Source organism: Leucobacter denitrificans (assembly GCF_014396385.1).
Taxonomy (GTDB): domain Bacteria; phylum Actinomycetota; class Actinomycetes; order Actinomycetales; family Microbacteriaceae; genus Leucobacter; species Leucobacter denitrificans.
On the sequence record NZ_CP060716.1, the window covers coordinates 2,099,491 to 2,124,887 of the forward strand.

23 protein-coding genes and 2 pseudogenes are annotated in these 25,397 nt (G+C 61.0%); 13 read left to right on the forward strand and 12 right to left on the reverse strand.

Annotated features, from left to right (window positions below):
* Positions 1-21: 21 nt before the first annotated feature.
* Complete coding sequence (gene greA / locus H9L06_RS10110) at positions 22-504, reverse strand: transcription elongation factor GreA (RefSeq protein ID WP_187555052.1); 483 nt, start codon at positions 502-504, stop codon at positions 22-24.
* A 169-nt stretch (positions 505-673) separates the two neighbouring features.
* Positions 674-1,096, reverse strand: coding sequence for a DUF4307 domain-containing protein (locus H9L06_RS10115; protein WP_187555053.1), 423 nt, complete (start codon positions 1,094-1,096; stop codon positions 674-676).
* An 85-nt stretch (positions 1,097-1,181) separates the two neighbouring features.
* Here H9L06_RS10115 and mca point away from each other — a divergent pair, with 85 nt between their 5' ends.
* The 3 genes from mca to recQ are packed head-to-tail and all read left to right on the forward strand — an operon-like array spanning position 1,182 to position 4,210.
* The gene (mca, locus tag H9L06_RS10120; RefSeq protein ID WP_187555054.1) at positions 1,182-2,048 is read left to right on the forward strand and encodes a mycothiol conjugate amidase Mca; all 867 of its coding nucleotides are present in this window, start codon (positions 1,182-1,184) and stop codon (positions 2,046-2,048) included.
* Positions 2,048-2,356 carry a ferric reductase-like transmembrane domain-containing protein gene (locus tag H9L06_RS10125; RefSeq protein WP_187555055.1) on the forward strand — a complete coding sequence of 103 codons (309 nt, stop codon included), beginning with the start codon at positions 2,048-2,050 and terminating at the stop codon, positions 2,354-2,356. The genes mca and H9L06_RS10125 overlap by 1 nt, the downstream gene beginning before the upstream one ends.
* A gap of 12 nt (positions 2,357-2,368) precedes the next feature.
* The gene (gene recQ, locus H9L06_RS10130) at positions 2,369-4,210 is read left to right on the forward strand and encodes a DNA helicase RecQ (protein WP_246454374.1); all 1,842 of its coding nucleotides are present in this window, start codon (positions 2,369-2,371) and stop codon (positions 4,208-4,210) included.
* Positions 4,211-4,212: 2 nt separating this feature from the next.
* Here the strand turns inward: recQ and trhA are convergent, their stop codons facing one another.
* Positions 4,213-5,010 carry a PAQR family membrane homeostasis protein TrhA gene (gene trhA, locus H9L06_RS10135; RefSeq protein WP_187555056.1) on the reverse strand — a complete coding sequence of 266 codons (798 nt, stop codon included), beginning with the start codon at positions 5,008-5,010 and terminating at the stop codon, positions 4,213-4,215.
* A gap of 112 nt (positions 5,011-5,122) precedes the next feature.
* On the opposite strand from trhA, the gene H9L06_RS10140 reads away from it, so the two are divergent.
* Positions 5,123-5,908: an isoprenyl transferase gene (locus H9L06_RS10140; RefSeq protein WP_246454375.1), complete on the forward strand. Its 786-nt coding sequence runs from the start codon at positions 5,123-5,125 to the stop codon at positions 5,906-5,908.
* 204 nt (positions 5,909-6,112) lie between these two features.
* Positions 6,113-7,218 (forward strand): annotated as a pseudogene (locus H9L06_RS10145) (amidohydrolase family protein).
* Here H9L06_RS10145 and H9L06_RS10150 read toward each other — a convergent pair.
* Positions 7,215-7,706, reverse strand: coding sequence for an S-ribosylhomocysteine lyase (locus H9L06_RS10150; RefSeq protein ID WP_187555057.1), 492 nt, complete (start codon positions 7,704-7,706; stop codon positions 7,215-7,217). The pseudogene H9L06_RS10145 and the gene H9L06_RS10150 sit on opposite strands and share 4 nt — an antisense overlap.
* Before the next feature lie 77 nt (positions 7,707-7,783).
* Positions 7,784-8,047 (reverse strand): hypothetical protein, encoded by a 264-nt coding sequence (locus H9L06_RS10155; RefSeq protein WP_187555058.1) that lies wholly within the window; start codon positions 8,045-8,047, stop codon positions 7,784-7,786.
* A gap of 331 nt (positions 8,048-8,378) precedes the next feature.
* Here H9L06_RS10155 and H9L06_RS10160 point away from each other — a divergent pair, with 331 nt between their 5' ends.
* Positions 8,379-8,933, forward strand: a complete 555-nt coding sequence (locus H9L06_RS10160) for a phosphorylase family protein (protein WP_187555059.1) — start codon at positions 8,379-8,381, stop codon at positions 8,931-8,933.
* A 5-nt stretch (positions 8,934-8,938) separates the two neighbouring features.
* Here the strand turns inward: H9L06_RS10160 and H9L06_RS10165 are convergent, their stop codons facing one another.
* From H9L06_RS10165 to H9L06_RS10175, 3 genes are all read right to left on the reverse strand, one after another.
* On the reverse strand, positions 8,939-9,874 hold the full coding sequence (locus H9L06_RS10165; RefSeq protein ID WP_246454376.1) for an AI-2E family transporter: 936 nt from the start codon (positions 9,872-9,874) through the stop codon (positions 8,939-8,941).
* Between the two features lie 169 nt (positions 9,875-10,043).
* Positions 10,044-11,051: a TIGR00730 family Rossman fold protein gene (locus H9L06_RS10170; protein ID WP_223165197.1), complete on the reverse strand. Its 1,008-nt coding sequence runs from the start codon at positions 11,049-11,051 to the stop codon at positions 10,044-10,046.
* A complete protein-coding gene (locus H9L06_RS10175) occupies positions 11,036-12,385 on the reverse strand; it encodes a bifunctional pirin family protein/GNAT family N-acetyltransferase (protein ID WP_187555060.1) in 1,350 nt (449 codons plus the stop codon). The genes H9L06_RS10170 and H9L06_RS10175 overlap by 16 nt, the downstream gene beginning before the upstream one ends.
* A gap of 219 nt (positions 12,386-12,604) precedes the next feature.
* On the opposite strand from H9L06_RS10175, the gene H9L06_RS10180 reads away from it, so the two are divergent.
* On the forward strand, positions 12,605-13,432 hold the full coding sequence (locus tag H9L06_RS10180; RefSeq protein ID WP_187555061.1) for a hypothetical protein: 828 nt from the start codon (positions 12,605-12,607) through the stop codon (positions 13,430-13,432).
* A 77-nt stretch (positions 13,433-13,509) separates the two neighbouring features.
* Positions 13,510-14,148 carry a sortase family protein gene (locus tag H9L06_RS10185; RefSeq protein ID WP_187555062.1) on the forward strand — a complete coding sequence of 213 codons (639 nt, stop codon included), beginning with the start codon at positions 13,510-13,512 and terminating at the stop codon, positions 14,146-14,148.
* A gap of 57 nt (positions 14,149-14,205) precedes the next feature.
* On the opposite strand, the gene H9L06_RS10190 is transcribed toward H9L06_RS10185, so the two are convergent.
* From H9L06_RS10190 to H9L06_RS10200, 3 genes are read right to left on the reverse strand one after another with little or no spacing between them, the layout of a single operon-like run.
* A complete protein-coding gene (locus tag H9L06_RS10190; protein ID WP_187555063.1) occupies positions 14,206-14,493 on the reverse strand; it encodes a DUF6457 domain-containing protein in 288 nt (95 codons plus the stop codon).
* Positions 14,490-15,101, reverse strand: a complete 612-nt coding sequence (gene mobA, locus H9L06_RS10195) for a molybdenum cofactor guanylyltransferase (protein WP_187555064.1) — start codon at positions 15,099-15,101, stop codon at positions 14,490-14,492. The genes H9L06_RS10190 and mobA overlap by 4 nt, the downstream gene beginning before the upstream one ends.
* The gene (locus H9L06_RS10200) at positions 15,098-16,339 is read right to left on the reverse strand and encodes a molybdopterin molybdotransferase MoeA (RefSeq protein WP_187555065.1); all 1,242 of its coding nucleotides are present in this window, start codon (positions 16,337-16,339) and stop codon (positions 15,098-15,100) included. The genes mobA and H9L06_RS10200 overlap by 4 nt, the downstream gene beginning before the upstream one ends.
* A 156-nt stretch (positions 16,340-16,495) precedes the next feature.
* Between H9L06_RS10200 and H9L06_RS10205 the strand changes: the two genes are divergently transcribed.
* Positions 16,496-17,098, forward strand: coding sequence for a helix-turn-helix domain-containing protein (locus H9L06_RS10205; protein ID WP_246454546.1), 603 nt, complete (start codon positions 16,496-16,498; stop codon positions 17,096-17,098).
* Positions 17,099-17,133: 35 nt separating this feature from the next.
* Here H9L06_RS10205 and H9L06_RS10210 read toward each other — a convergent pair whose 3' ends face one another.
* A complete protein-coding gene (locus H9L06_RS10210; protein ID WP_246454377.1) occupies positions 17,134-18,375 on the reverse strand; it encodes an MFS transporter in 1,242 nt (413 codons plus the stop codon).
* Between the two features lie 175 nt (positions 18,376-18,550).
* Between H9L06_RS10210 and H9L06_RS10215 the strand changes: the two are divergent.
* From H9L06_RS10215 to narI, 4 genes and pseudogenes are all read left to right on the forward strand, one after another.
* Positions 18,551-22,293: pseudogene (locus H9L06_RS10215) on the forward strand (nitrate reductase subunit alpha).
* Positions 22,290-23,933: a nitrate reductase subunit beta gene (gene narH, locus H9L06_RS10220; protein WP_187555067.1), complete on the forward strand. Its 1,644-nt coding sequence runs from the start codon at positions 22,290-22,292 to the stop codon at positions 23,931-23,933. The pseudogene H9L06_RS10215 and the gene narH overlap by 4 nt, the downstream one beginning before the upstream one ends.
* Positions 23,934-24,635, forward strand: a complete 702-nt coding sequence (narJ, locus tag H9L06_RS10225; RefSeq protein WP_187555068.1) for a nitrate reductase molybdenum cofactor assembly chaperone — start codon at positions 23,934-23,936, stop codon at positions 24,633-24,635.
* Positions 24,632-25,393 carry a respiratory nitrate reductase subunit gamma gene (gene narI / locus H9L06_RS10230; RefSeq protein ID WP_187555069.1) on the forward strand — a complete coding sequence of 254 codons (762 nt, stop codon included), beginning with the start codon at positions 24,632-24,634 and terminating at the stop codon, positions 25,391-25,393. The genes narJ and narI overlap by 4 nt, the downstream gene beginning before the upstream one ends.
* Positions 25,394-25,397: the final 4 nt, after the last annotated feature.

A 25,397-nucleotide genomic window follows, 5' to 3' on the forward strand; every position in this document is an offset into this window, starting at 1 on the left:
GCAGCGCGGGGTGGAGAGCTACTAAGCGTAGTTCTCGACGGCGAGCACCTTGACCGGAATCGCCTTACCGTTTGGCGCCTCGTAGCTCGTCTCTTCGCCGATCTTCAGGCCGAGAATCGCAGCACCGAGCGGGCTCTCTGCGCTGTAGACATCAAGGTCTGATCCATCGGCAAGGTTGCGATTGCCGAGCAGGAAGCGCTCTTCGTCGCCAAAGATTTCTGCGGTGATTACCGTGCCAACCACGACAACACCGCTTGCTTTTGGTGCCTCGCCCACGGTCGCGTGCTTGAGCAGTTCGGTAAGGTCGCGAATCCGCGCCTCCATCTTTCCCTGCTCGTCTTTCGCGGCGTGGTAGCCGCCGTTCTCCTTGAGGTCGCCCTCTTCGCGTGCGGCCTCGATACGTGCGGCGATGTCTTTTCGACCGGGGCCCGAGAGTTCGTCGAGCTCGGCTTGAAGCCGGTCATACGCTTCTTGTGTTAGCCAGGTCTTGGTGGGCTCGGCCATGGGGATCCTCGATTCGCGTGTGCGGTGGTGCTGCACCTGAGCATCACCGCTGGAGTAAGACATAACGCCCCGTTCACCAGGGCGCCTCGACCAGCGTACCAGTGTGTACTGTGCTAGTTCATGATTGTTGCGGCAAGACTATTGGCGCTGCCGGACTATTGCCGCCGGGCTACAGTTCGACGGGCCAGCACGACTTTGCGTTGACTGCGGTGGCTGGCCCGATGGTGATGACGTTCACCGTCACGTCTTGGGAGCGGGTGTCGATGACCGGCAGATCCACAACCTTCCACCCAACCGTTGCCTTCGACGTATTGAGCGCCTCAACGGCGCAGCTCACGCGAACACCTGGGTCGGTATTCACCTCGAACCGTGTCGTTGCTGTGTAGATGCCGCTCTCGGCCTGATCTTTGTTCAGCGAGAAGCCGATGTTCTTCACCTCGAGCGTGTCCTGCTGCCAACTGCCGAAGCCGATGACCAGCGCGCCGATCACAACGGCCGCGCCGCCGACGGCCCAGCCAATACGACGATCGAACCGTCTCGAACGACGCGTGCCGTAGCGGTCTGCGACGGTTTCGCGCGACGCTTCAGTCACCTGAAACCCCCATACTCTGCTGGTTAGACTAGTCGTTGTGCCAGCGTAGCGGGAATGCTTGACTGTCGCATGTGAAAGGATGCCGATGACCCTCCGATTGATCGCCGTGCATGCCCACCCAGACGATGAGTCGAGCAAGGGCGCGGGCACGTACGCGCACTACCTTGGCCAGGGTGCCGAGGTACTCGTGGTGAGCTGTACCGGGGGCGAGCGCGGCGATGTGCTTAACGAGCTTGTGAGCCGCGATCCACGAAGTCGCAGAGATCTCGCTGGCTTGCGCCGCAGCGAAATGGAGCGCGCGCAAGAAATCATCGGGTTTCAGCATGTGTGGTTGGGGTACGAAGATTCTGGCCTCCCGGGTGAGGGCGATCCCATTCCCAGTGGATCGTTTGCGCACGTGCCAAAGGAAGTATCTGCTGAGGCACTCGTGCGCGTGATTCGAGACTTCAAGCCACACGTGATGATCACGTATAACGAGCAGGGTGGATACCCGCACCCCGATCACATTCGGTGCCACGAGATCAGCTACCGTGCGTGGCAGCTATCGGGTGATCCTGAGGCCTATCCCGAGGCAGGGGAGCCCTGGGAAATGAAGAAGTTGTACTACGAAGACATTTTCAATTCGGCGCGCGTGAAGGCGATCCACGAATGGCTCTTGGAGAATCAGCCAGAATCGCCGCTGCTCGCGGCCTTCGAAGAGATGCGCGAGTGGATGATGCGCCGCGAATACACCGGCACCGCGCGTGTCGACGTCGGTGATTTTCTTGATGTGCGCGACGCAGCATTGCTTGCCCACGCCAGCCAGGTATCACCCGACAGCTCGTTCTTCTTTTGGCCCAACGAGGTGCAACGGCAGGCTTGGCCGTTTGAGGATTATCGCCTCGCCGAGTCGCGAGTTGCGACAGCAGAGTTTGAGTTTGATTTGTTTGAAGGAATTGAGGAAGACGCGTAATGACATTCATCGCGACTGCACTGCACACGATCCACGCCACTGCACTTTACGTATTCGCTGACGATGACACCGAATTTAATGCGGACAAGGTGACGCCGGGACCCGAGGGGTTCATTGTCACCGCAGTGTTTGCGGCTGCCGTGCTCGTGCTCGGGTTCTTGCTCGTGCGCCGCATTCGGCGCAACAGTTACCGAAGCGAGATTCGTGAAGACATCGCGGCGGAGTTGGCGGCCAACGAAGTGTCAGCGGCCGGTGGCGGCGAGGAGACTCCTGACGCTGATGCGCCAAAGAAGCCAAGCGATTCATAAGCACGACTGATCGTGACTGATCGAAATCCGCGGAGCATTCTTGCCGAGGTCTTCGGATACAGCGAGTTTCGGGGCGAGCAAGAAGCAATTATTGAGCATGTGATTGCGGGCGGTGACGCAGTTGTGCTCATGCCCACGGGCGGCGGCAAGTCACTGTGCTACCAGATCCCCGCGATTGCCCGTGAGGGCACCGGGATTGTGCTCTCGCCGCTCGTTGCGCTCATGCACGATCAGGTGATGGCGCTTCGGCTCGCGGGTGTGCGGGCCGGGGCACTGAACTCGTCGCTCGCTCCTAAGGAACGGCGTGAGGTTGAGGCGGCCTACCTCTCTGGCGAACTCGATGTGTTGTACCTCGCACCCGAGCAGCTCGCGTCTGCTGGCTCGCGGACCGTTGAATTGCTGAAGCGAGGGCGCATCGCACTCTTCGCCATCGATGAGGCACACTGCGTTTCGCAGTGGGGGCACGACTTCAGGCCCGACTACCTGAAGCTCGGAGCGCTCGCCGAAGTTTGGCCCGACGTTCCCCGCATTGCGCTCACGGCAACCGCGACTCCCGCAACGCACCGCGAGATCACCGAACGACTGCACCTCGAGTCGGCTAGGCACTTCGTGTCAAGCTTCGATCGGTCGAACATCAGCTACTCCATCGTTCCGAAGCAGAATGTTCGTGCGCAGCTGCTCTCGTTTATCCGCGATGAGCATCAGGGCGAAGCCGGTATCGTCTATGCGTTGAGCCGCAAGCGCGTCGAACAGACGGCCTCGGCGTTGCGAGACGCGGGCATCAACGCGGTTGCGTATCACGCGGGAATGGCCGCGGAGGCGAGACTCGAAGCCCAAACCCGGTTCCTGCGGGAGGACGGCGTTGTCGTTGTCGCGACGATCGCTTTTGGCATGGGCATCGACAAGCCTGATGTGCGCTTCGTTGCGCATATCGACCTGCCGAAATCAGTTGAAGGGTACTACCAGGAGACCGGACGTGCTGGCCGAGACGGGCTGCCTTCGGCGGCGTGGATGGCGTACGGCCTCGCTGACGTCGTGCAGCAGCGGCAGTTCATTGAGGCGAGTGACGGTGACCAAGCAGCCAAGGCCAACCAGAGCAGGCACCTTGATCACATGCTCGCACTGTGCGAGAGCGTTACGTGCCGCCGAAAGTACCTGCTCGAGTACTTCGGTGAGCGCGAGATTGCGGATCAGTGCGGCAACTGCGACGTGTGTCTCGAGCCACCGAAGTTGTGGGACGCGACGGTTCCTGCGCAGATGCTGCTGTCTACCGTGATCCGCACACAAAAAGAGCGAGGCCGAACCTACGCGGCCGGTCAACACATCGATGTGTTGCGTGGCGTGCAGTCAGACCGTGTTGCGCAAGTGCGACTCGACGAGCTTTCAACCTGGAACATCGGCTCTGAGTGGTCGGCGACGCAGTGGCGGGGAGTCGTGCGGCACCTCGTCGCAACCGGGCTGCTCGAGGCGCGGGGCGAGTGGGGAGTGCTGTGGCCAAGCGAGGCCGCGAAGCCAGTCTTGCGAGGCGAAGCCCAGGTGCACATGCGCGAAGAGGTCATTGCGCGCAAGGCCTCGCGCTCGTCGGGCGGTGGATCGAAGCGCTCTGCCGCCGCAGCAGATCTCACCCCCGAACAAGCTGAGGTGTTCGAGCGCCTGCGCGCGTGGCGGGCCGACGAGGCTAAGGAGCAGGGAGTGCCCGGATATGTTGTATTCGGTGACGCGACGCTGGCCGCGCTCGCCGTGCACCAGCCGACCACTGACGACGGGCTACTCGCTATCTCTGGCATCGGCCAGGTGAAACTCGAGCGCTACGGTGCGGCAGTGCTGATGGTGCTCGCTGGGCGAGGTGAGTGAACCTACCGCAGGTGCACGGGGTCGAGAGCCACGAGCAGCGCGGCCGTCCAGTGGCAGAGAAACGCGAGCACAGTCAATGCGTGAAAAATCTCGTGAAACCCAAACACCCCGGGAACAGGGTTCGGCCGCTTGATTCCGTACACGACGGCACCCAGCGTGTACATGAGTCCGCCGACGACGACGAGCACCATCGACGCGAGGTTGGCATGCGCGATGTCAACGATGTACATCATGGCTGCCCACCCGAGCAGCACATACAGCGGAACGTACAGCCATCGCGGCGCGCCGATCCAGAACACTCGAAAACCTATGCCGAGTAGCGCGCCAACCCAGACGAGCACGAGCAGCAAAATGCCCTTTGAAAGCGGCAGAGCAAGTAGCGCGATCGGCGTATAGGTACCGGCGATGAGCAAGAAGATGTTGGCATGATCGAGTCGCCTGAACACCTGCTTGGTCGTGGGCTTCCAATTGATGCGGTGGTAGAGCGCCGAAATGCCAAACAGCAGCATGCTCGACAGCATGAACACGGCCGCGGCCCACTTCGCGATCGCGCCGTGCGCAAGTGAGATGAGCACAATGCCGGCCGCGATGGTGATGGGAAAGTTCGCGGTGTGGATCCACCCGCGCCACAGCGGCTTCACCTCTGCGATGGGTGCAGAGTCTGCAGAATCAACAGGCTCAGCGCCGTGACCATGCTCGAGCGTATCTTCGAGCAGAGGGAGCGATATGCCATCGGGCTTCGGAAACGAGCGGCTCTTGTCGGGGCGCTCGGGCTGAGCCTCGGAGGCAGTGTCATTCATGAATCGAGTGTATGTTGCGCACAGATCTAGTTGGGCATATATGTAGAGAATCCCCAGTAAACACTGGTGGATCGCCAGGCTCTTCGTGCGAAGACATCGCTACAATAACTGGGTGACGACACCCAAAATCGCGCCGCGCGCCGGCCTGCTCTACCGCCTGTATCAGCGGAGGCTGCGCCGAGAGATTGTGCCGGGCCGCGTTCCGCAGCACATCGCGGTGATTGTCGACGGTAATCGCCGGTGGGCGAAGCAGCGACTGCAAGAGCGCGCTTCGTTCGGGCACCGTGCGGGCGCACGGAAGATCCCTGAGTTCTTGGGATGGTGCGAGAATGCGGGGGTAAAAACAGTAACGCTCTACCTTCTCTCCGCAGACAACCTGACGTCGCGAGACGCGACCGAACTCAACGATCTCGTCGGAATCATTGCCGAGCTTGCGAGTGAGCTCGCGAAGAATGAGCGCTGGCGCGTCAAGCATGTTGGGTCGACGACCGGGCTGTCGCCGGAGCTGTGTTCGGCGCTCGCAACAGCAGAAGAGCACACGAGAGGGAACGCCGGCCTGCATGTGAATCTTGCGGTCGGCTACGGAGGTCGAAGCGAGATCGCGGCGGCCGTGCGCAGTGTCATCGAAGAGCACAGCAAGGCTGGGGGCACACTCGACACTCTCGCCGAGACGATCACTGAAGAGATGATCGGCGAGCATCTGTGGACGCGGGGGCAAGCTGACCCTGACCTCGTGATCCGCACATCGGGCGAGCAGCGCCTGAGCGACTTCATGATCTGGCAGTCGGCCCACTCTGAGTTTTACGTCGTAGAAGCGCTCTACCCAGACCTTCGTGAGGTCGACTTCTTGCGTGCATTGCGAGATTATTCTTCGCGCCAGCGCCGCATGGGTGGGTAGCCTGGGCGCATGAGTGACTTCACGGTACTTCGCGCAGACGCAATGCTCACCCCGGGTGGGGTGGTGACCCCAGCAGAACTTGAGTTCGATAGTGGTGGATCCATAACCTACGTCGGCCCACCTCGCGCTGACAGCAGTGTCACGCATGACTTAGCGGGCCACGCGCTCATGCCCGGCCTCGTGAACGGCCACACGCACTCGGCGATGACGCTGCAGCGTGGCGTCTCAGATGACGATGACTTCATGACGTGGCTAGGCAAAGTTCAAGACGTTGAGCAGAGGCTCACGCATGACGACCTCGTGGCAGGGCTCGAGCTCGCGCTCCTCGAGATGATCGAAACGGGCACGGTCGCATTTGCCGACATGTACTACTGGGATGAAGAGCTCATTGAGCGGGTGCGTGCCTCGGGAATGCGCGTGTTTGCAGGTCTCGCGTGTTCGGCTACCGATCATGTTGCCTACCCGACAGTGTCGCCAATCACGGGTGCCGAGGTGCTCGATGAGACTGAGCGGCTGGCCGCGAAGTATCGTGAGGATCCACTCGTTCGCGTCGGTTTCGCGCCGCACGCCCCGTACACGTGTACCCCGAGTTCTTGCGTGAGGTGCGCGAGCGCGCGATCGCTTCTGGAATCCCGATCCACACCCACGTCTCGGAGTCGGCGGCCGAGGTCGCGCAGCTGACAGAGCAGTACGGCAAGACGCCGGGGGAGCACCTTGATTCGCTCGAGTTTTTTGACGCCAACGTGCATGCTGCGCACTGCGTGCATCTCACCGAGAATGAGATCGTCACGTTCGCGCGCACGGGCACATCGGTGAGCCACAACCCGGTGTCAAACCTGAAGCTCGGCAACGGCGTTGCTCCGCTGCCCGAGATGATCGCGTCGGGGGTTCGCCTGGCGATGGGCACTGATTCGGTCGCGAGCAACAACTCGCTTGATCTGTTTGAGGAGCTCAAGCACGCGACAATTCTTCACCGGGGTGCGAGGCAAGACGCGGGTGCGGTGCTCGCCCCGAGCACGCTACACATCGCGACGCAGGGCGGCGCAGAGGCGATTGGGTTTCCGCTATCTGGTGCGCTTGAGGTCGGTAAGTTCGCCGACGTCATCGCGGTGGATCTTGGGGTAACCACGTTCGCCCCATTGCAGGCCACCGCGCTCGTATCGCATCTCGTGTTTGGGGCAACCGGGCGCGATGTAGCGCATGTCTTTATTGGCGGCAGGCACGTCTATGCCGACGGGAAGCACCTTACGCTCGACGCTGCGGCGGTGCGGGCACGCGCGACGGAGGTGCGAGCGCGGCTCACCGCTTAGGCGATAATCGACCGATCGAACGCGTCGATGCTGATGCCCTGATCGAGCACGACCTTCGCCCATTCCTTCGCGGAGTGCAGGCTGTGGTCGCGGTAGTTACCGCAGCTCTCGGCCGTTGTGCCGGGAACGTCGTTCCACGTCACGCGATCCACAATGTCTTCGAGCGAGGCCTTAATCGCCTGAGCGACGACGGCCGCGGTGGGCTCGCCCCAGGCGATTATATGGAAACCCGTGCGGCACCCGAACGGAGAAATGTCGATGAGCCCCTCGAACCGGGTGCGAAGGAGACCCGCGAGCGTGTGCTCGATCGTGTGCAAGCCAGCGGTCGGAATCTCGCCCTCATTCGGCTGCACGAGGCGGATATCGAAGTTCGAGATAGCGTCACCCTTTGGCCCGTGCTCGACGCCGATGAGTCGAACATAGGGTGCGAGCACCTTCGTGTGATCGAGGGAAAAGCTCTCAACCTCGGCAAGCTCTAGATCAGTCATGCGGCCAGTGTATTACCGGCCGCATGAGGTGAGTCAAACGCGAGGCGACTGTGTGACAGTTGGTGAAGCGCTGCTTGTTACGCAGCTCGGCTGAACGCGATGCGAGCATTGTCGCCCGCTGCATCAACCGACACGTCCCAACCTGCGCGGTTTAGGTGCGCTAGGTCGCGACGTGCGTCACCGTACTTCTCGGTTTCGACTACGTACAGGGTGCGGCCTGCGCTGCGATACACCGAACGGTGCTGTGCCCAGTTGGGAATGTGCATGGTGGAGTTCTCGCCGAGCGAGTGGTACGGGGTACGCGGTGCTGGGCGGATCTGGTTGTCATAGTGAGTTTGCATAGTTATGTCCTTAGGTTTGTCGCGCAGCTTCGGCCGGGCGACGGTTCTTTCAGCGCGAACCAGTCGGTAACGCGCTGGCGCGGCAGGTGTGCTCGCGCATGTTGTTCACGCGGGCGCTGAGTGCGGCGCAATGCGTGGGCGGCCTCGGTAAAGGCCCCGTCTGATCGCAGTGGATCAGGGTGAGTCGCTATGAACCTCGCTGGAATGGGAATCTGCCCTGCACTGGGCGAAATCGCGGGTCTCGAACGAACTCGACTTCTCATAATAGAACAAATTTTCGAATACCGCTAGTCTGGAGTTCGTTTACAAGGCACCGAACCCGGGGAGTTTCATGGGAGACCAGACCACACTGCTGGTATTTGCGCACGGCGACGAGGCATCGGCCTTCGCAAATGTGGCCCATTTGGTGACAGGCGTCGGCAAGATCAACGCCTCGGTCTCGCTCGCAAAAGCTTTGGCCGGTCATGCGTATGAGCGAGTGGTCGTGCTCGGCACCGCGGGGGTCGTGGATGGCGAGCGAGGAAGGCTCTCCCTCGACACCATTTATCAGGTGACGGCGCTTCTGCAGCACGATTACGCGCTAGCATCGCCAACACTGAAACCGGCAGGTGAGCTGGTATTGCAAGACACCGCGACTATGGCGACCGGTGACCAGTTCGTGACGAGCGACGAGCAGCGAACACACATCTCGGGCCTCGGCGCGCAGCTCGTCGACATGGAGGGGTACGCCTACGCGAGCGTGTGCGAACGCTTTGGTGTGCCTCTGCAGCTCTTCAAGATTCCGTCGGACTATGCCGACAGTTCGACGACAATGCAAGATTGGGACGACATAGCGGTGGCGAAGAGTCACCAGCTTCGAGAGTTTTGGGACTCGAAGCTGGTCTGATCCGCCTACAGCACCACGTCGTGCCCTGTTTTTCCGCGCACGCGATCACCCGAGAGCCACCGGAGCCAGACGAGGTCCGAGTCGCGCTCGAGTATGAGTGCTCGTATGAGCAGTGTGAGTGGGATCGCGAGAATCGCGCCGAGCGGTCCAATGATGAAGGTCCAGAACAGAACTGACGCGAAGCTCAGGGTGAGGCTCAGGCTCACGGCATCGCTCACAAACTTCGGCTGAATGAGCACCTGCAGCAGCACGTTGGCAACCGAGTACACCACGATCACGCCGACCATGAGCGGAACCCCGCCAACCACAAGGGCGAGGATCATGGGTGGCACCAGTCCAAGGATGAAGCCGATGTTTGGCACGAAGTTCGTGACAAAGGCGAGAATCGCCCACACCAGTGGCGCAGGAACCCCCATGATCGCGAGGGCGACTCCATCGACCGCGGCAACGAGTAGACCGAAAGCTGCGTTCACTACGTAGTACCTGCGAACACTGCTGTTGAACTTGCCAATTTTGCGGGCGCGGGGTGCAGAGTCTGGGCCGAACTCGTGTGAGGCACGATTGAATCTCGCAGCGTCTGCCGCCATGAAGATCGCGTAAGCAAAGATGAAGAAGAGTGCTGCGAACACCCCAATGATTCCGCCTCCGAGCGACGTCGCGTAGCCAATGAGTTTTGCGGGGGTGAGGTACGCGAGGGCAGCGTCAGAGACCTGGGCGTCGAGCCCAAAGGTTGCGAGCCACTCAAGGGTATTGTTCGCGGTGTCGCGCAGATCTGGAGCAAACGCGATGACGAGCTGAGTGAACTCGGTGGTGGCCCACGCGAGCATTCCCGCGAGTACGAGCAGGATCGCCCAGGAGACCGCAATGACGATGGTGGTCGAGATCCAACTCGGCAACCCAGCCCGGTCGAGTGGGCGCCTGATGGGATTGCAAATAATCACAATGACGGCCGCGATTGCGAGTGGGCCGATGATGTCTCTCGCTTAGGAAACCCCTGCCAGTACGATCACCGAGGCTGCAAGCCCGAGAAGTACTGCGAGTGCAGACGTGATGCCACGCTCAGTTGAGGGGCCGTGCTTCATCGCGGAATCCATAGGCCCAGCGTAGTGGCTACACCCACTTTGGCTTCGGAGGCTGCCAATTGGCGATTTTCTCAAACAGCTCGTCAGTGCTCGTCGCGACGATGAGCGAGTCACGTGCGACAGGTGTCGAGAACCCTGAATCGACCATGTGGTCGATCATGCTGATGAGCGGCTGCCAGTACCCGTCGATGTCGAACAGGGCGACGGGTTTGGTATGAATCCCGAGTGTGACCCAGGTCCACACCTCGAAGAGCTCTTCGAGCGTTCCCGGGCCGCCTGGCAATGCGACGAACGCATCGGTAAGGGCGGCCATGCGCTGCTTTCGCTCGGTCATCGTGCGCACGACCTCGAGTCGCGTCAGGCCCTCGTGCCCCGTCTCGCCGTTGATGAGCGCTTCGGTAATCACCCCGAATGCGTTTCCGCTTGACTCGAGCACGCCATCGGCAACGGCGCCCATGAGCCCTACTTTTCCACCGCCGTAGACAAGCTCGATTCCCGATGCCCCAAGGGCCGCGCCAAACTCACGTGCGACCTGCTCAAACCTCGGGTTCACGCCGAGCGCAGACCCAGTAAATACCGCAACTCTCTGGGCGGGTCGTGCGGAGTTCGCGAGCGCAGGGAAAACGTGCAGCGTGTTGAGCGGGGCCATCGCGGGGTGTGGATCGTCTGGGTGCAGCCATTCCAGGTGCTCGATTTCGGCGCGCGGCCGATCCACCGTGACGAACGGATGCTCATAGACGTGCGCGAGCACCTCGAACCCCGACTCGTTCGCGGCTGGGGCACGAAAATCGCCAAGGCCGCGAAGTCGCAGTGGATCGAGCTCGACGCCAAGCTCCTCAGAGAATTCGCGAATCGCAGTGTCGCGGGGGTCTTCGCCGACCTCGGGCTTGCCTCCCGGCAACATGAGGGTGTCGGTGCCGCGCTTGCGCACGTTGAGCACGCGGCCTTCGGAGTCGCGCATCACCACCGCGCTCACCTCGATCGTGCGCACTGGCGTTGAGTCAGTTTCGACCGGGTGTGTTACTGCGTGGGCCAATCGACGAACTCCTCAAACTCCGGATGCTTTTTGAGCCACGCGGCAACGTAGGGGCAATACGGCACAATGCGGCTCCCCGAGTCTCGCACGTCGGCAAGAGCCCATGTCACAAGCTTCCCGGCAAGTCCGCGGCCACCGAACTTTTCATCAACCTCGGTATGGATGAATGCGACTCCCTTGCCACTTTGAGTAGACCGGTACTTCGCGAACCCCGCTAGCTCACCGTTTACCGCGATCGTGTACCGACGCTCATCAGGCACATTCTCGATATGAATGTGCTCGCCCTGCTCTGTCATCTCATCATCCTGACTCTGCTGTGTGGTGGGAAGTGGGGGTAGGTGCCCGCGCGGCTTCAGCCTCGCGATGGGCGCGGGCGGCGCCGGCAATGGTGGATCGGGCTCATCGTCGGGAATTCCGAACTGATCGTCTTCCCTCGCGGTTCCGTCGATTGTCGCCATCCAAGCCTTGCGCGCAGCGATAACTTCTTCGTGGCTGCGACCCACGAAGTTCCACCACATTACGAGCTGCTCTCCGAGCGGTTCGCCGCCGACGAGCATGAGGCGTGCGCCCTCGCTGCCTGCGGTGATGCGCAACGACTCGGCACCTACCGGCGCAAACCCGAGCTGTGCCCAGCCAAGCGCCTGCGGAGGCCCGTGCTCACCGTGACTGAGCGTCACATCGCCGGTGTCGACTAAGACGCCATGCTCGTGCGTTCGATCCACCATCAGGTCGAGCGTGACCTCCGGATCGAGCGAGATCTCAGCCCCGACCGTCGGCGTGTGTGCGTGCACAGGCGACGTATCGCCGAGGAGTGACCCGAGAAACACCTGAGCCCGGTACCCATCGCCCGCAAGCAGCGGAGGCGCATAGTGGTCGAAGCGCTTGCGCACGTGGCGGGTGCGGTCGGGGAGCGCGATCCACAATTGCACACCGTGAAGAATCTCAGTGTCGGGCGTCGTGCGCTCTGAGTGGCTAATGCCAGAACCCGCGGTCATGAGGTTGAGTTCACCCGGCCGAACGATAGCGTGATTGCCGGCGCTGTCGCGGTGCTCAATTGTGCCAGAGAACACCCAACTCGCGGTTTGCAGGCCGGTGTGCGGGTGAGCCGCAACATCCATGGGGCGAGACGTACGCATGTCATCCGGGCCGTAGTGATCAAGGAAGCACCACGCGCCGATGAGGCTCCGTGCCCTCTGCGGAAGTGTGCGCCGCACGTTCATCGCTCTGAGCCCGCCGAGGGGCACGTCACGGGGTTCGAGCACCTCGATTACTCTCTGGTCGCTCGACTGCTCGGCACAGATCGTTTCGGTCGGGTCTACCTCAAGATTGCTCATGGCGGCCTCCTGTCTGGCAGCCTACCGAGGGTTGTGCGTTTGCGGCAGGGGAGGGGCCCACTGCTGTGCAATATCTGCACGGGCGACGAGCTTCATTTGTGCTCGACCCGAATGTCGCGTACGTTCTTGCAGTGGGTGTGCACAACTGCAGTGACGCCCATTTTCCTATCTGTATAGAAGGATCTGAGGGGAGATTCTCTTTAAACGAAAGAGTCTCAAATGCAGAAATCTAATTCGGCAATGCTCAAGATTGGCCTCTCGGCCGTCTCAGCACTCGCAATCTCGCTGGGCGCAGTTTCCCCAGCGTTTGCGGCAAACATTCAAGTTAGCCCAGAGAATATCGCTCCGTTCGAGGTCGGCGGCAGTGGATCGGAGCCTGGGTACAACTACGACCAGTGGCACATCGGGTCGCAGACGAACGCCGATGCCGCACTTGAGACGAGTGTCTCATTTGAAGAGTGCTCGCTGACCACGCTCACACCAACGGCGCCGTCGACGAACAGCAACGTGCAGGTGCTCAAGGGGTTCCCGGTTGACGCGCGTCCGACAACTGACGTATCAACCGCGCCTATTGAGGGTGTTATTAATTCGACCTCGATCTCAGTCCTCTCCGGCCCGGTAATTATTGATATGCCGATGGCCGTTATGTGGAGCGGTGAGGATGATCCAGTCGAGATGACGTTTCGCTCGGAGCCGCTTGGGCCCGGAACCTACAATTTTGCTGACCTTCGTATTATTGAGTCAGGGGACCTTGGTGAGATCTTGGACCCTCTTGACGGCGCGCCGACATTCGGTGAAATGCTCGAGTACTTCCAGGCCGACATCGACGAGTTCGGTGCCAACTACCAGATCCTGGGGGTAGGGTTCACCGGCGCAGAGGGCTCAGCAGTCGAATCGTTGGCCTTTGGCGGCGACACCTACGTGTTTGGCGAGGGCAACTGTGTCACTGCGCAAGAAGGCAGCGGCGGAGACAAGGCTGGTAGCGGTGGCAAGACGACCACGGCCGTCGCAGCCACCCCTCCCACCAAGATCGAGACCGCGGTTTAACGCCCGATTCACGTAGCACTGAGGTGCTTGCTGGGACGATTCCGCAAGCGCCTCAGTGTGCAGCTTTGAGGAGACTCGTGAGTGACGAGGTTATAGAAGAAGTTCCCAAGGGTCGAAAGCGACGACTGTGGTGGTATGTGGGAGGCGCAGCAGCGCTCGTCGCGCTCGCCGCGCAGATCGCGGTGCTCAGTGGGCTGTTCGCGAATGACCCTGGGGATGAGCTACAGAAACCCGTTTCGGCGTCGACTCGCGAGCGAGATCCACACCCTGAACCGAAACCAGAACCCGAAGCTGGACCCGAATCACCGGCGGCGCTCGACCCCGATCTGGCCGTCAACATCGAGAATGTGCGGGAAATGCCCTACTCGTCGGTATGGCGGCCCGCGGATGAGGGGCAGGGATTCTGGCAGATTGTTGATGACGCCTACGGCTACCCGAGAGACGGCGGAACGGACTTTATACTCGCGCACTCTTGCGACAACCGAGATTGTGCGGGCGACGAACTACGAACTCTCGAGGTCGGAGAAACGCTCACCTACGAGGGCGACACCTACACTGTTGAAGACAAACGGTCGATCATGAAAGACGAGATTGCATCGCAAGACATATGGACGCATGACCCTAATCGTTTAGTCATTGTCACGTGCATCATTGAGACAACGTGGGAGTTCTCAGACAAGAACGAGATCTTCATCGCGACGAAGACTTCGGGGTAGCACCGACACTGGGTTAGTACCGACGCTGGTGAGCGCCGACACCAGGTTGGAGCCCGGCTAGTTCGCAGACTCCTGATCCACCTCCCATGTTTCGGCCAGAACCGAAAGGTCGGCAGCCAGCGTCTCGAGTGTGGCTCCCTCACTCGAGCGTCGGCCCAAGGCGAGACCGAGCAAAAAGGTGCTGAGTGGTGCGGCAGGTCGTGCGACCCCGTGAGCCACATCTGCCGCCACGTCGAGAATGAGCGGAATCGGCACCTCCGCTCGATCCAGGTGTAGCGTCCGTGCGGCTCGCTCTAGCCAAGCATCAAGCGCCTCCGGGGGCAGTCTCTTTGGCTCGTTCGTCATGGTTGTGTCCTTTCCTGTGATCGAGCATGTGCGAGTTGTTCGGGTGTGTCAATGTCGAGCGTGGTGCCGTTCAGTGCCTCGACCTGCTCGAGATCGAGTAGTTTAAAAACCACTTTGAGCGGACGATTTGCCAGACTTTGCCCTGAACTCGTGAATTTGTGGATCGCGTCGCGTAGCGACCTAGTGCGCAGGCAGCTCGCGAGCCACTGCGACCGCCCGTCTTCGTCGACGAGTATGAGGCCGTCTGCATCAGGCGCCGATGGCACGCTGAGCTGTTGCACTACCTCTGCGGGGTGCACGAGGTCACAGGCGAGCAGCATCACGAACGGAGACTCCACCTCATTGAGCCCCGCCGCGACCGCCTGGAGCGGGCCCGAGAATGGAGGATCCTCTCGAATCACTCGGTCGGCCAGCGAGCCAGTGTGATCCGGTCCGACAATTATTGTGCGGTGCGCTCCCGCCGCGCGTGCAGCGGCTGCCACTCGGTCGATAAGACGCTCACCCTCAATCTCGATTGCCGCTTTGTCGGCACCGCCTAGGCGCGATCCACGCCCGCCGGCGAGCACGATCGCGTCGAAGCTCTCACCGATTCCCAGGGCTGTGCTCACAGTAATCCTGTCTCGATAACCCGGACCTGATCGCCAGCTGCAATGTCACCACGCCCAGGCTCGACGAGCGCGTACCCGTCGGTGGCCCCGTGTCTTCCGACCGAGTGCGACACCCCTTTCGGCGGTACCGCCGGGGCACAGGTGAGGCCCTCGGGCCCCTCGGAAAGCGTCACGGGTAGCACCTGTAAGACACCGGACTTGCCGCGCCATCCGGTTGTCGCCGTAGCTTCGAGGCGCCGACGCTCAGGAGCGGTGATGCCGGCCATCTTGCGCAGTGCAGGCCGCACGAATAGCTCGAAGCTCACTGCGGCGCTTACAGGGTTGCCGGGCAACCCGAATATGAAGGCGCCTGCGCTGTGCCGGCCCGAGCACTGGGGCTGGCCCGGCCGAACGGCAACCCGCACAGAGCGTATTTCCGGTTCAGGTTCAAGGGCGATCCGCACGACGTCGTGCAGACCCGGCCCGACACCTCCTGTAGTGATGACTGCGTCGTGATCCGCCGCGAGTTGCGCGAGCCGCTGCCGCAGCGAGGCCGCATCGTCGGTGATGTGCTCGACCGTGCGCGCCTCGATTCCTACTTCTCGCAGCATTCCTGAAATGAGCAACGAGTTCGACTCGGGAATCTCGCCGCGGAGAAGCGGCTGCCCGGGTTCACGTAGCTCTGATCCGGTGCTTACGACCGCGACGCGTGGTGTGCGATATACCCGAACCGACGCTACCCCGGCAGCAGCAAGAGCGGAGAGTCGTGCAGCACCGAGCACTTCGCCAGCGTGCGCGATCGTCTCTCCCTGAACCACGTCTTCGCCGCGCCTGCGAACATTCGCCCCACGGTCAACGCCGCGAAGCACCTGAACTTGGTCATCGGCCCACCCGTCGGGCTTCGAGCCGCGTGTGAGTTCAACGGGAATCACGGCATCTGCCGCAGTGGGAACCGGAGCCCCCGTCATGATCCGCACCGCTGAGCCTGAAGGGAGATCTGGGTCGAGGCTGCTTCCAGCCTCGACCTCACCGATGACACGAAGCATCACAGGAGTTTCGTCGGTTGCTGTCACCGTGTCAGCCGAGTGGATCGCGTACCCATCCATCGCCGACGCGCTCCAGAGCGGCAGATCGACCCCGGCACTCGCTGACTGCGCGAGCACACGCCCGTGCGCGCCCGCGATCGAAACCTCGACGATCTCGGTCGCCTTGATACGCGACAGGATCCACTCTGAGTAAACCTCAGGCAATTCGGTCACAGTGCACCCCTCATTTCATGTTCATTCTTCACCACTCCGGCGGTGTGCGCCACGCCTTATCTGTTGTCTGTGCTCACAAGGTTTGGATAGACTCAAATCATGCCCCGCCGTGTCGAGGATTTTCGAGGATTGACGCAGGCTAGCAGAGTGAAACTCATGCGAGCCGTGCAAGATGAGCCCGGGCAAAAGCTCGAAGAGTTGGCTGCTCAGGCCGAGATTCATATCAATACCGCACGAGATCACCTGCGTGTGCTCGAAGAAGAGGGCCTCGTTGCGAGCAGGCCCCTGGCGACGGGAACTCGGGGTCGACCGCCGGCGGGCTTCTACCCTGTTTGCGGGCCGGGAATGAACCCGAGTGCCGACGAACGAGTGATGGCGTCGCTGTCGAGGGGCGACATGCTTCGTCGGCTCTACCCATCGCTCGACAGAAGTTCGGTGATCGGAGAGGAGGCGCAGCATCAGATCGATACGCTCGTTGCCCACCTCGAAGATGTCGGGCTTGAGCCCGACCTCGATCTCGACAGGCTCGAGGTCACAGTTGTGCCGTGCCCGGAGTACGATCTGTGCGACGAGAATCGAGCTTCGATTTGTGATGTGCACGAGCGCTTGATTCGGGATCAGTTGAGCCAGGTGTCTGGCCCGCTTGAGGTCGAACAGCTTGAGCCTTTTGTGACTCCTGACGAGTGCAGGCTCACGCTCTCGATGCGCAAGCAGCGGCTGCCAAATCCGGCCATGCCTCCGCGCAAACAGCAACGCTGAACTCACCTGACTGGTAATTAACGCAGCCTTGTCGCCTACTTCGAGCGTGCCCCCTTGAGCATGCCCGCGACAACAAGCGCAAACGCGCCGACGAGCACGAGTAACCATAGGCCCAGCGAGTACGAGTTGCTCTCGGGGTGGTAGGTCGCGCCCATGACGAGCGGCGGGAAGTATCCGCCGAGACCGCCCGCAGCCGCCACGATACCGCTGACTGCGCCGACCTTCTCTTTCGGGGTCGAAGGCCCGATCCACGCAAAGACCGCACCCATGCCGAGCCCCATAGCCGATGCCATTGCGATGAACGTGACGCCAGTGAGGATTCCCTCAGCAGGCTGCTGACCAACCACGTACGCAAGCGTCACAATGCCCGCGAGTGAGATGAGCGAGATGATTTTCGGGCCAAAAATATCAGCGAGAACGCCACCAATTGGGCGCGCGACCACCGCGGCGACGGCGAACAGTGCGGTTCGAGTGCCAGCGCCCACCGGTTCGACGTCGTCTGGATAAATCGTGACGAGATACTTCGGCAAGAACGTTGAGAACGCGACGAAGCCGCCAAATACGATGCCGTAGAGGAACGACATTTCCCACGTAATCGCAAGCTTAAGCGTGCCCATGACCTTGGGGAGGAACGGCTCTCGGTTTGGAACCCATTCTGGGGATTCGCGCATGAAGAACCACACGATCACCGCCATGACGAGCATGATGCCGGCAACCAGAAGATGGGTTTCGAAGTACCCGATGGTGCGCAACAGGCGCGGCGTTACGAATGCGGATACTGCAGTGCCGATCATTCCCATGCCGAACACACCGGTCGCGAAGCCGCGACGTTTTGGTTCGTACCAGGCGCTCGAGAACGGAATACCAATCGCGAAGATTGTGCCCGCGACACCGAGGTACGTGCCGGCAATGAACAGCAGAACGAAGCTGCCGATGGACCCCGCGACTGCAACGAGTAGCACCGCAGGTATCGAAATGAGCAGGATAGCCGTGAACATCTTGCGCCCGCCGAACCGGTCAGTGAGCGAGCCGGTGATGATGCGACCGAGTGCACCGACCAGCACCGGGGCGGCGAGCATGAGCGAGATTTGCCCCTCACTCAGCTGCATCTCTTCCGAGTAGAACGCCTGGATCGGGGAGATAATCATCCACGCCCAAAAGCCAACCGTTGAGGCGAGCATGGCGAGAATGACCTGCGTGAATTGACCGCGCAGATTGCCGGAAGTTGTAGTGATTGCGGTGTCGTTCATGAGTACTCCGTTCACTGAAGTCGACACTGTTGAGCCTGAGACTAGCCGTGGATCAGGCTGCCTGACTAGTGCTTTGCCCGTGATTATTCAGAATTAATCATCAGATGTCACGATCTGAATAAACACGGTGCAAAGGGTTCCAATTCGTCGCAAAAAGGGAGACTCTTGGGGAGACAACGTTTTCCGGGGGAGGAGTTCCGCCATGAACGACAGGCCGAACGTGCAGACACACGCTGCAACCGATGGTGCGCTCGCCGACACGCTACTGAAGATGGGGCGTTTCCTTCGTCCCGGCGAACAGTCGCAGGACTTACGTGCGCTGTTTCTTGATGGTGGGAGGCAGGGCGATGTGTTCTACCGCGACCGCTGGGCGCATGACAAGGTGGTGCGCTCGACGCACGGCGTGAACTGCACGGGCTCATGCTCATGGAAGGTGTACGTCAAAGACGGCGTCATCACCTGGGAAGCGCAGCAGACTGACTACCCATCTGTTGGCCCGAACTCACCCGAGTATGAGCCGCGTGGCTGCCCACGCGGTGCAGCCTTCAGTTGGTACACCTATTCGCCGACGCGCGTGCGCTACCCATATATTCGCGGCGTTCTCGCGGAGATCTATCGAGAGGCAAAACGCCAGCATCCAGATCCGGTTGAGGCCTGGGCTTCGATCGTGGAGAATCCAGAACTTGCACGCAAGTACAAGAGTGCGCGTGGCAAGGGTGGGCTGATCCGCACCACTTGGGAGGAAGCGATGGAGATCGCTTCGGCAGCCCAGGTGTATTCGGTCAAGAAATATGGGCCCGACCGTATCGCAGGATTCTCGCCGATTCCGGCGATGTCGATGGTCTCTCACGGTGCCGGTTCACGGTATCTCAACCTCGTTGGCGGCACGATGTTGTCATTCTACGACTGGTACGCCGACCTTCCCGTGGCGAGCCCGCAGGTGTTCGGCGACCAGACTGACGTGCCGGAGTCGGCGGACTGGTGGAACGCCGGTTACCTCATTATGTGGGGCTCGAACGTGCCGGTGACCCGCACCCCTGACGCCCACTTCATGACTGAGGCGCGCTACCGCGGCCAGAAGGTCGTGACCGTCTCACCCGACTACACCGACAACACGAAGTTCGCAGATGAGTGGGTGTCACTCCACCCGGGCACCGATGCGGCGCTCGGCATGGCGATGGGGCATGTCATTCTGCGTGAGCACTACGTCGAGAAGCGCACGGCTCGCTTCGAAGAGTACATGCAGAAGTTCACCGATTCGCCCTATCTCGTTGCGCTCGAGCAGCACCCTGACGGCGGGCTTGTGCCGGGCAAGTTCCTCACCGCTTCCGATCTGGAAGACGAGCGGAGCAGCCTACCCCGTGCTGACTTCAAGACCGTGTTGCTCGACGAGCACGGAAACGCGGTGGTTCCGAACGGCTCACTCGGCCACCGCTTCACTCCAGAGGACGAGGGCCGCTGGAACCTTGACCTCGAGGGCGTTACCCCGCCGCTGTCGATCGCAGACCTCGCTTCATGGGACGGCGAAGTGCGAGAGATCTTGCTTCCGCGGTTCGACCTCGCGCCCGAGGCGGGTCAAGAACACGCCGGTGGATCGGGAACAATTCGCCGCGGAGTTCCCGTACGCACCGTTGCGGGTCAGACGGTTACGACAGTGTTCGACCTCATGCTTGCGCAGTACGGTGTCGGTCGCGATGGCATGCCCGGTGAATGGCCAACGGGGTATGACGATGCGCAGTCGCCTGGCACCCCGGCGTGGCAAGAAGAGCTCACGTCTGTGCCACCAGAGCAGGCGATCCGCATTGCTCGCGAGTTCGCCGACAACGCAGATCGCTCGGGTGGCCGCTCGATGATTCTCATGGGGCCGGTACGAACCACTGGTTCCACTCAGACACCATTTACCGCACCTTCCTTGCACTCACGATGATGACGGGCTGTCAGGGAGTCAACGGTGGCGGCTGGGCACACTACGTCGGCCAAGAGAAGGTGCGACCGATTACCGGGTACCAGCAGTATGCATCTGCTGGCGACTGGAACCGGCCACCTCGCCACACCATCGGTACGGCGTTTTGGTACCTCGCAACCGACCAGTGGCGTTACGATGGATTGCCCGCGGATCAGCTTGCATCTCCGCTGGCACGCGGAAGCTTTGAGGACAAGACGACGGCTGATTGCCTGGTCGAATCGGTGAAGCGCGGGTGGATGCCGAGTTACCCAACCTTCGACCGCAATCCGCTCGATCTTGTCGACGAGGCTGAAGCGGCGGGCAAAGAACCTGCGGCGCACATTGTCGATTCCCTGAACGATGGGAGCCTTGGCTATTCGGTTGAGGATCCAGATGCTCCCGAGAACTTCCCGCGTGTCGTGCTCGTGTGGCGCGCGAACATTCTCGGCTCGTCGGGCAAGGGTAACGAGTACTTCCTCAAGCACCTCCTCGGTACTGACGCCGCGATTCGCGCACCCGAAGCGGCCGAGGGGTCGAGGCCCCGCGATATGGTCTGGCACGACGAAGCACCCGAGGGCAAGCTCGATCTGCTCGCGACTGCCGACTTCCGCATGACGAGCACGACCCTCTTCTCAGACCTCGTGTTCCCCGCGGCCACCTGGTACGAGAAGTACGACCTGTCATCAACCGACATGCACCCGTTCATCCACTCGTTTAACCCCGCGATCGCACCGCCGTGGCAAACGAAGACAGACTACGAGTTGTTCGGGCTCATGGCGAAGCGGTTCAGCGAACTCTCCGAGAAGCATCTCGGGGTGCGCAAAGACATCGTCGCCACACCGCTGACGCACGACACCGCAGACGTGATGGCAACGCCGAAGGGCCGGGTCGAAGACATGCCGCTGGTGCCCGGGGTAACGATGCCAAAGCTCACGGTGGTCGAGCGTGACTACCCGAATCTCTTCGAGAAGTGGCGCACGCTCGGGCCTCTGGCAGAGAAGCTTGGCCTCACGACCAAGGGAATCAACTACCGCGTTGAACCTGAGCTGAAGAAACTCGCAGAGCTCAACGGTACGGTTCCCTCGGGTCCGTTCGCAGGGTCTGTGCGACTCGACTCCGACAGGCGCGCGTGCGAAATGATTCTCGCGCTCTCGGGCACGAGCAACGGCCGACTTGCCACTCAGGGCTTCAAAAAGCTCGAGCAGCAGACCGGCCAGCAGATGGCGTTCCTCTCGGAAGAACACGAGGGGTCGCGCATATCGTTCCACGACGTGCAGGTGCAGCCTCGCAGCGTCATCACCTCACCCGAGTGGTCGGGCTCCGAGCACGGCGGCAGGCGATACACGGCGTTTGCGATCAACGTCGAGCACCTGAAGCCCTGGCACACCCTCACGGGTCGCCAGCACTTCTATCTCGACCACGACTGGATGGAAGACCTCGGGGAGAATCTCCCGATCTTCCGGCCTCCGCTCGACATGCATCGCCTGTTCGGCGACGCCCAGGTCGGTGCGCAGGGTGTCGATTCGGTTTCGGGCAGCTCCGAGGTGTCAGTGCGGTACCTGACACCACACTCGAAGTGGTCGATCCACTCTGAATACCAAGACAACCTCTTCATGCTTTCGCTCTCGCGCGGCGGCCCTACGATCTGGATGAGTGTCGAAGATGCCGCGAAGATTGGCGTTCGCGACAATGAGTGGATCGAGTCCTACAACCGCAACGGCGTCGTAGTCGCTCGCGCAATCGTGTCGCACCGCATGCCAGAGGGAACGGTGTACATGTACCACGCGAAGGATCGCACGGTGGACGTGCCGATTACTGAGACGAGTGGCCTGCGAGGCGGGATCCACAACTCACTCACGCGAATTCTCATGAAGCCGAGCCACCTCATTGGCGGGTACGCGCAACTCGCGTGGGCGTTCAACTACCTCGGACCGACAGGCAACCAACGCGATGAAGTGACGACGATTCGTCGCCGCAACCAGGAGGTGCGCTACTCATGAAAGTAATGGCCCAAATGTCGATGGTGATGAATCTCGACAAATGCATCGGCTGTCACACGTGTTCGGTGACCTGTAAGCAGGCCTGGACCAACCGTTCGGGTGTTGAGTACGTCTGGTTCAACAACGTTGAGACGAGGCCCGGCGTGGGGTACCCCCGCGGGTACGAGGATCAGGAGAAGTGGAAGGGCGGCTGGGTCCGTGACAAGAAGGGGCGCCTGAGGCTGCGCGACGGAGGTCGTCTGCATAAGCTCTCGCGCATCTTCTCCAACCCGAAGCTCCCAGAGATCCACGACTACTACGAGCCATGGACATACGACTACGACATGCTTCTCAACTCGCCGCAGGGCGAGCACACCCCGGTGGCGAAGCCGAAGAGCCTGCTCACGGGCAAGGACATGAAGATTGGGTGGTCGGCAAACTGGGATGACAACCTCGGTGGATCGCTTGAGACGATGCAAGACGACCCGATTCTGCAGAAGATGAGCGAAGAGGTGAACGCCGAATACGAGAAGGCGTTCATGTTCTACTTGCCGCGCATCTGCGAGCACTGCCTGAACCCGTCGTGTGTCGCATCGTGCCCGTCAGGCGCAATGTACAAGCGTCAGGAAGACGGCATCGTACTCGTCGATCAAGACGCCTGCCGGGGCTGGCGCATGTGTATCTCGGGATGCCCGTACAAGAAGGTGTACTTCAACCACCGCACGGGCAAGGCCGAGAAGTGCACGTTCTGCTACCCCCGCATTGAGGTCGGTCTGCCGACGGTGTGCGCTGAAACCTGTGTCGGTCGCCTCCGCTACTTGGGCCTCGTGTTGTACGATGCAGATCGTGTTGCTGAGGCGGCGAGCGTCGAAGATCCGCACGAGTTGCTTGCAGCTCAGCGTTCGGTGCTGCTTGACCCGCACGACCCCGAGGTTGTGCGCGCTGCGCAGGCAGAGGGCATTCCTGAGGACTGGATCGCGGCAGCACAGGCGAGCCCGATCTGGAAACTCATTCACGACTATGAGGTCGCGCTACCGCTGCACCCCGAGTACCGCACCATGCCGATGGTTTGGTACATCCCGCCGCTGTCACCAATTGTTGATGTTGTGTCTGGATCGGGCAACGACGGTGAAGATGCTCGGACACTGTTCGCGGCGATCGACAAGCTGCGCATTCCGATCAGCTACCTCGCCGAACTGTTTACGGCGGGTGATGTGAAGCCCGTCGACCTGGCACTTCGCAAGCTCGCCGCGATGCGTTCGTACATGCGAGGAGTAAGCATTGACGACGAACGCGACGAAAGCATCGCGAACGCGGTGGGCATGACCGGTCCGCAAATCGAAGAGATGTATCGACTGCTCGCCATCGCGAAGTACGAGGAACGATACGTTATTCCACCGGCGCACGCCGAGCAGGCTCACGATCTCGAAGAGATGGGCTGTTCACTCGACTTCGACGGCGGCCCTGGCATGGGGGGTGCAGGTCCGTTCGGCTCCTCGAGCGGCCAGCAAGTGCCGGTCGCCGTTGAAAACTTCCAGTCACTGCAGAACCGGCAGACGGCGGATCGCCCGTCGACTCCGGGACGCATCAACCTGCTGAACTGGGATGGAAACGGCACACCATCGGGCCTGTTCCCACCCAAGGATCACGAGGGCCAGTAGATGAGTATCACGGCCCTCAAAAACAGAGTCACGCGCAAGCAGGCATTGCCCGATGCGCTCGTTCCGGTAAAGCTGAACCGGAACGAGCGGTCGCGCGCGCATATGCTCGCTTCGCTGCTGCTCGACTACCCGACCGAAGAGTGGTTTGCGCGACTTGACGTGCTCGAGCGCGAGGCGAGTACATTGCCTACGCCGATCGCCGATCCACTGCGCACATTCATTGCTGAGGCTCGCGCCGCAGGCATCGATACTTGGCAGAAGCAGTATGTCGTGACGTTCGACATGAAGCGTAAGTGCAGTCTGTACCTGACGTACTTCGCGACCGGGGACACTCGCAAGCGCGGAACCGCGCTCGTGACGTTCATCGAGGCCTATCGAGCCGCAGGGTGGGAAGTTGATGCCGACGAGCTCTCGGATTACCTGCCGATGGTGCTTGAGTTCTCGGCCGTGTCTGAAGACCCAATCTCAGAGGCGCTGCTTGCCTCGCATCTCGAAGGGATTGAGGTGTTGCGCGCGGCGCTCGAAGGCATGAACAGCCCTTGGGCGCAGGTGGTGCGCACCATCACACTCTCGCTCCCGCCCGTCGACCGGAAAACCCGCGAACGGGTACTCGCCCTCGTAACAGAGGGGCCACCCACTGAGACCGTAGGCCTCAGTTTTCTCGGCAACCTGCCACCGTTCAAGTCACGGGAGGAATCATGAATCCGCTCGACATTGTGCTCTGGGTTGCGCTGCCGTACGTTTGCGGCGCGGTCTTCATTGTGGGGCACATCTGGCGCTACCGATATGACAAGTTTGGTTGGACGACCCGGTCGAGCCAGACCTATGAGAGTCGGCTGCTCCGCTGGGGATCACCGATGTTTCACTTCGGTATTCTCATGGTCATCGTCGGCCACGCAGTGGGTCTGTTCATACCGAGGGAATGGTTATACGCCATAGGTATCTCCGAGCAGATGTATCACATTGGTGCGACTGTGATGGGCACGTTTGCGGCGGTACTCACGCTTGCCGGTCTCGCGATTCTCATCTTCCGCAGGCGAACCGTTGGCCCAGTGTTTCTTGCAACCACGGTCATGGACAAGGTCATGTACGTGTTTCTCGGGGCCGCACTCGGCTTCGGAACCCTTGCGACCGTGGTCTATCAAGTCTTTGGTGCCGGATTCCACTACCGGGAGACCATCTCACCGTGGATCAGAGATCTGTTCATCTTCCAGCCCAAGCCAGAACTCATGGTCGATGTTCCGCTGCTCTTCCAGCTCCACGTCATTAGTGCACTGCTGCTGTTCGCACTCTGGCCATTCACGAGGCTCGTTCACGTGTTTTCGGCTCCAATCGGATACCTGTTCAGGCCATATGTCGTTTATCGCTCACGTGACGCGGTACAGCAGGGAAGTCGCCCGGTGAAGCGCGGGTGGGATCCGATCACGCAGCCCGACGAGAAGAAGCTGCGCAGGCCGTAGCGGA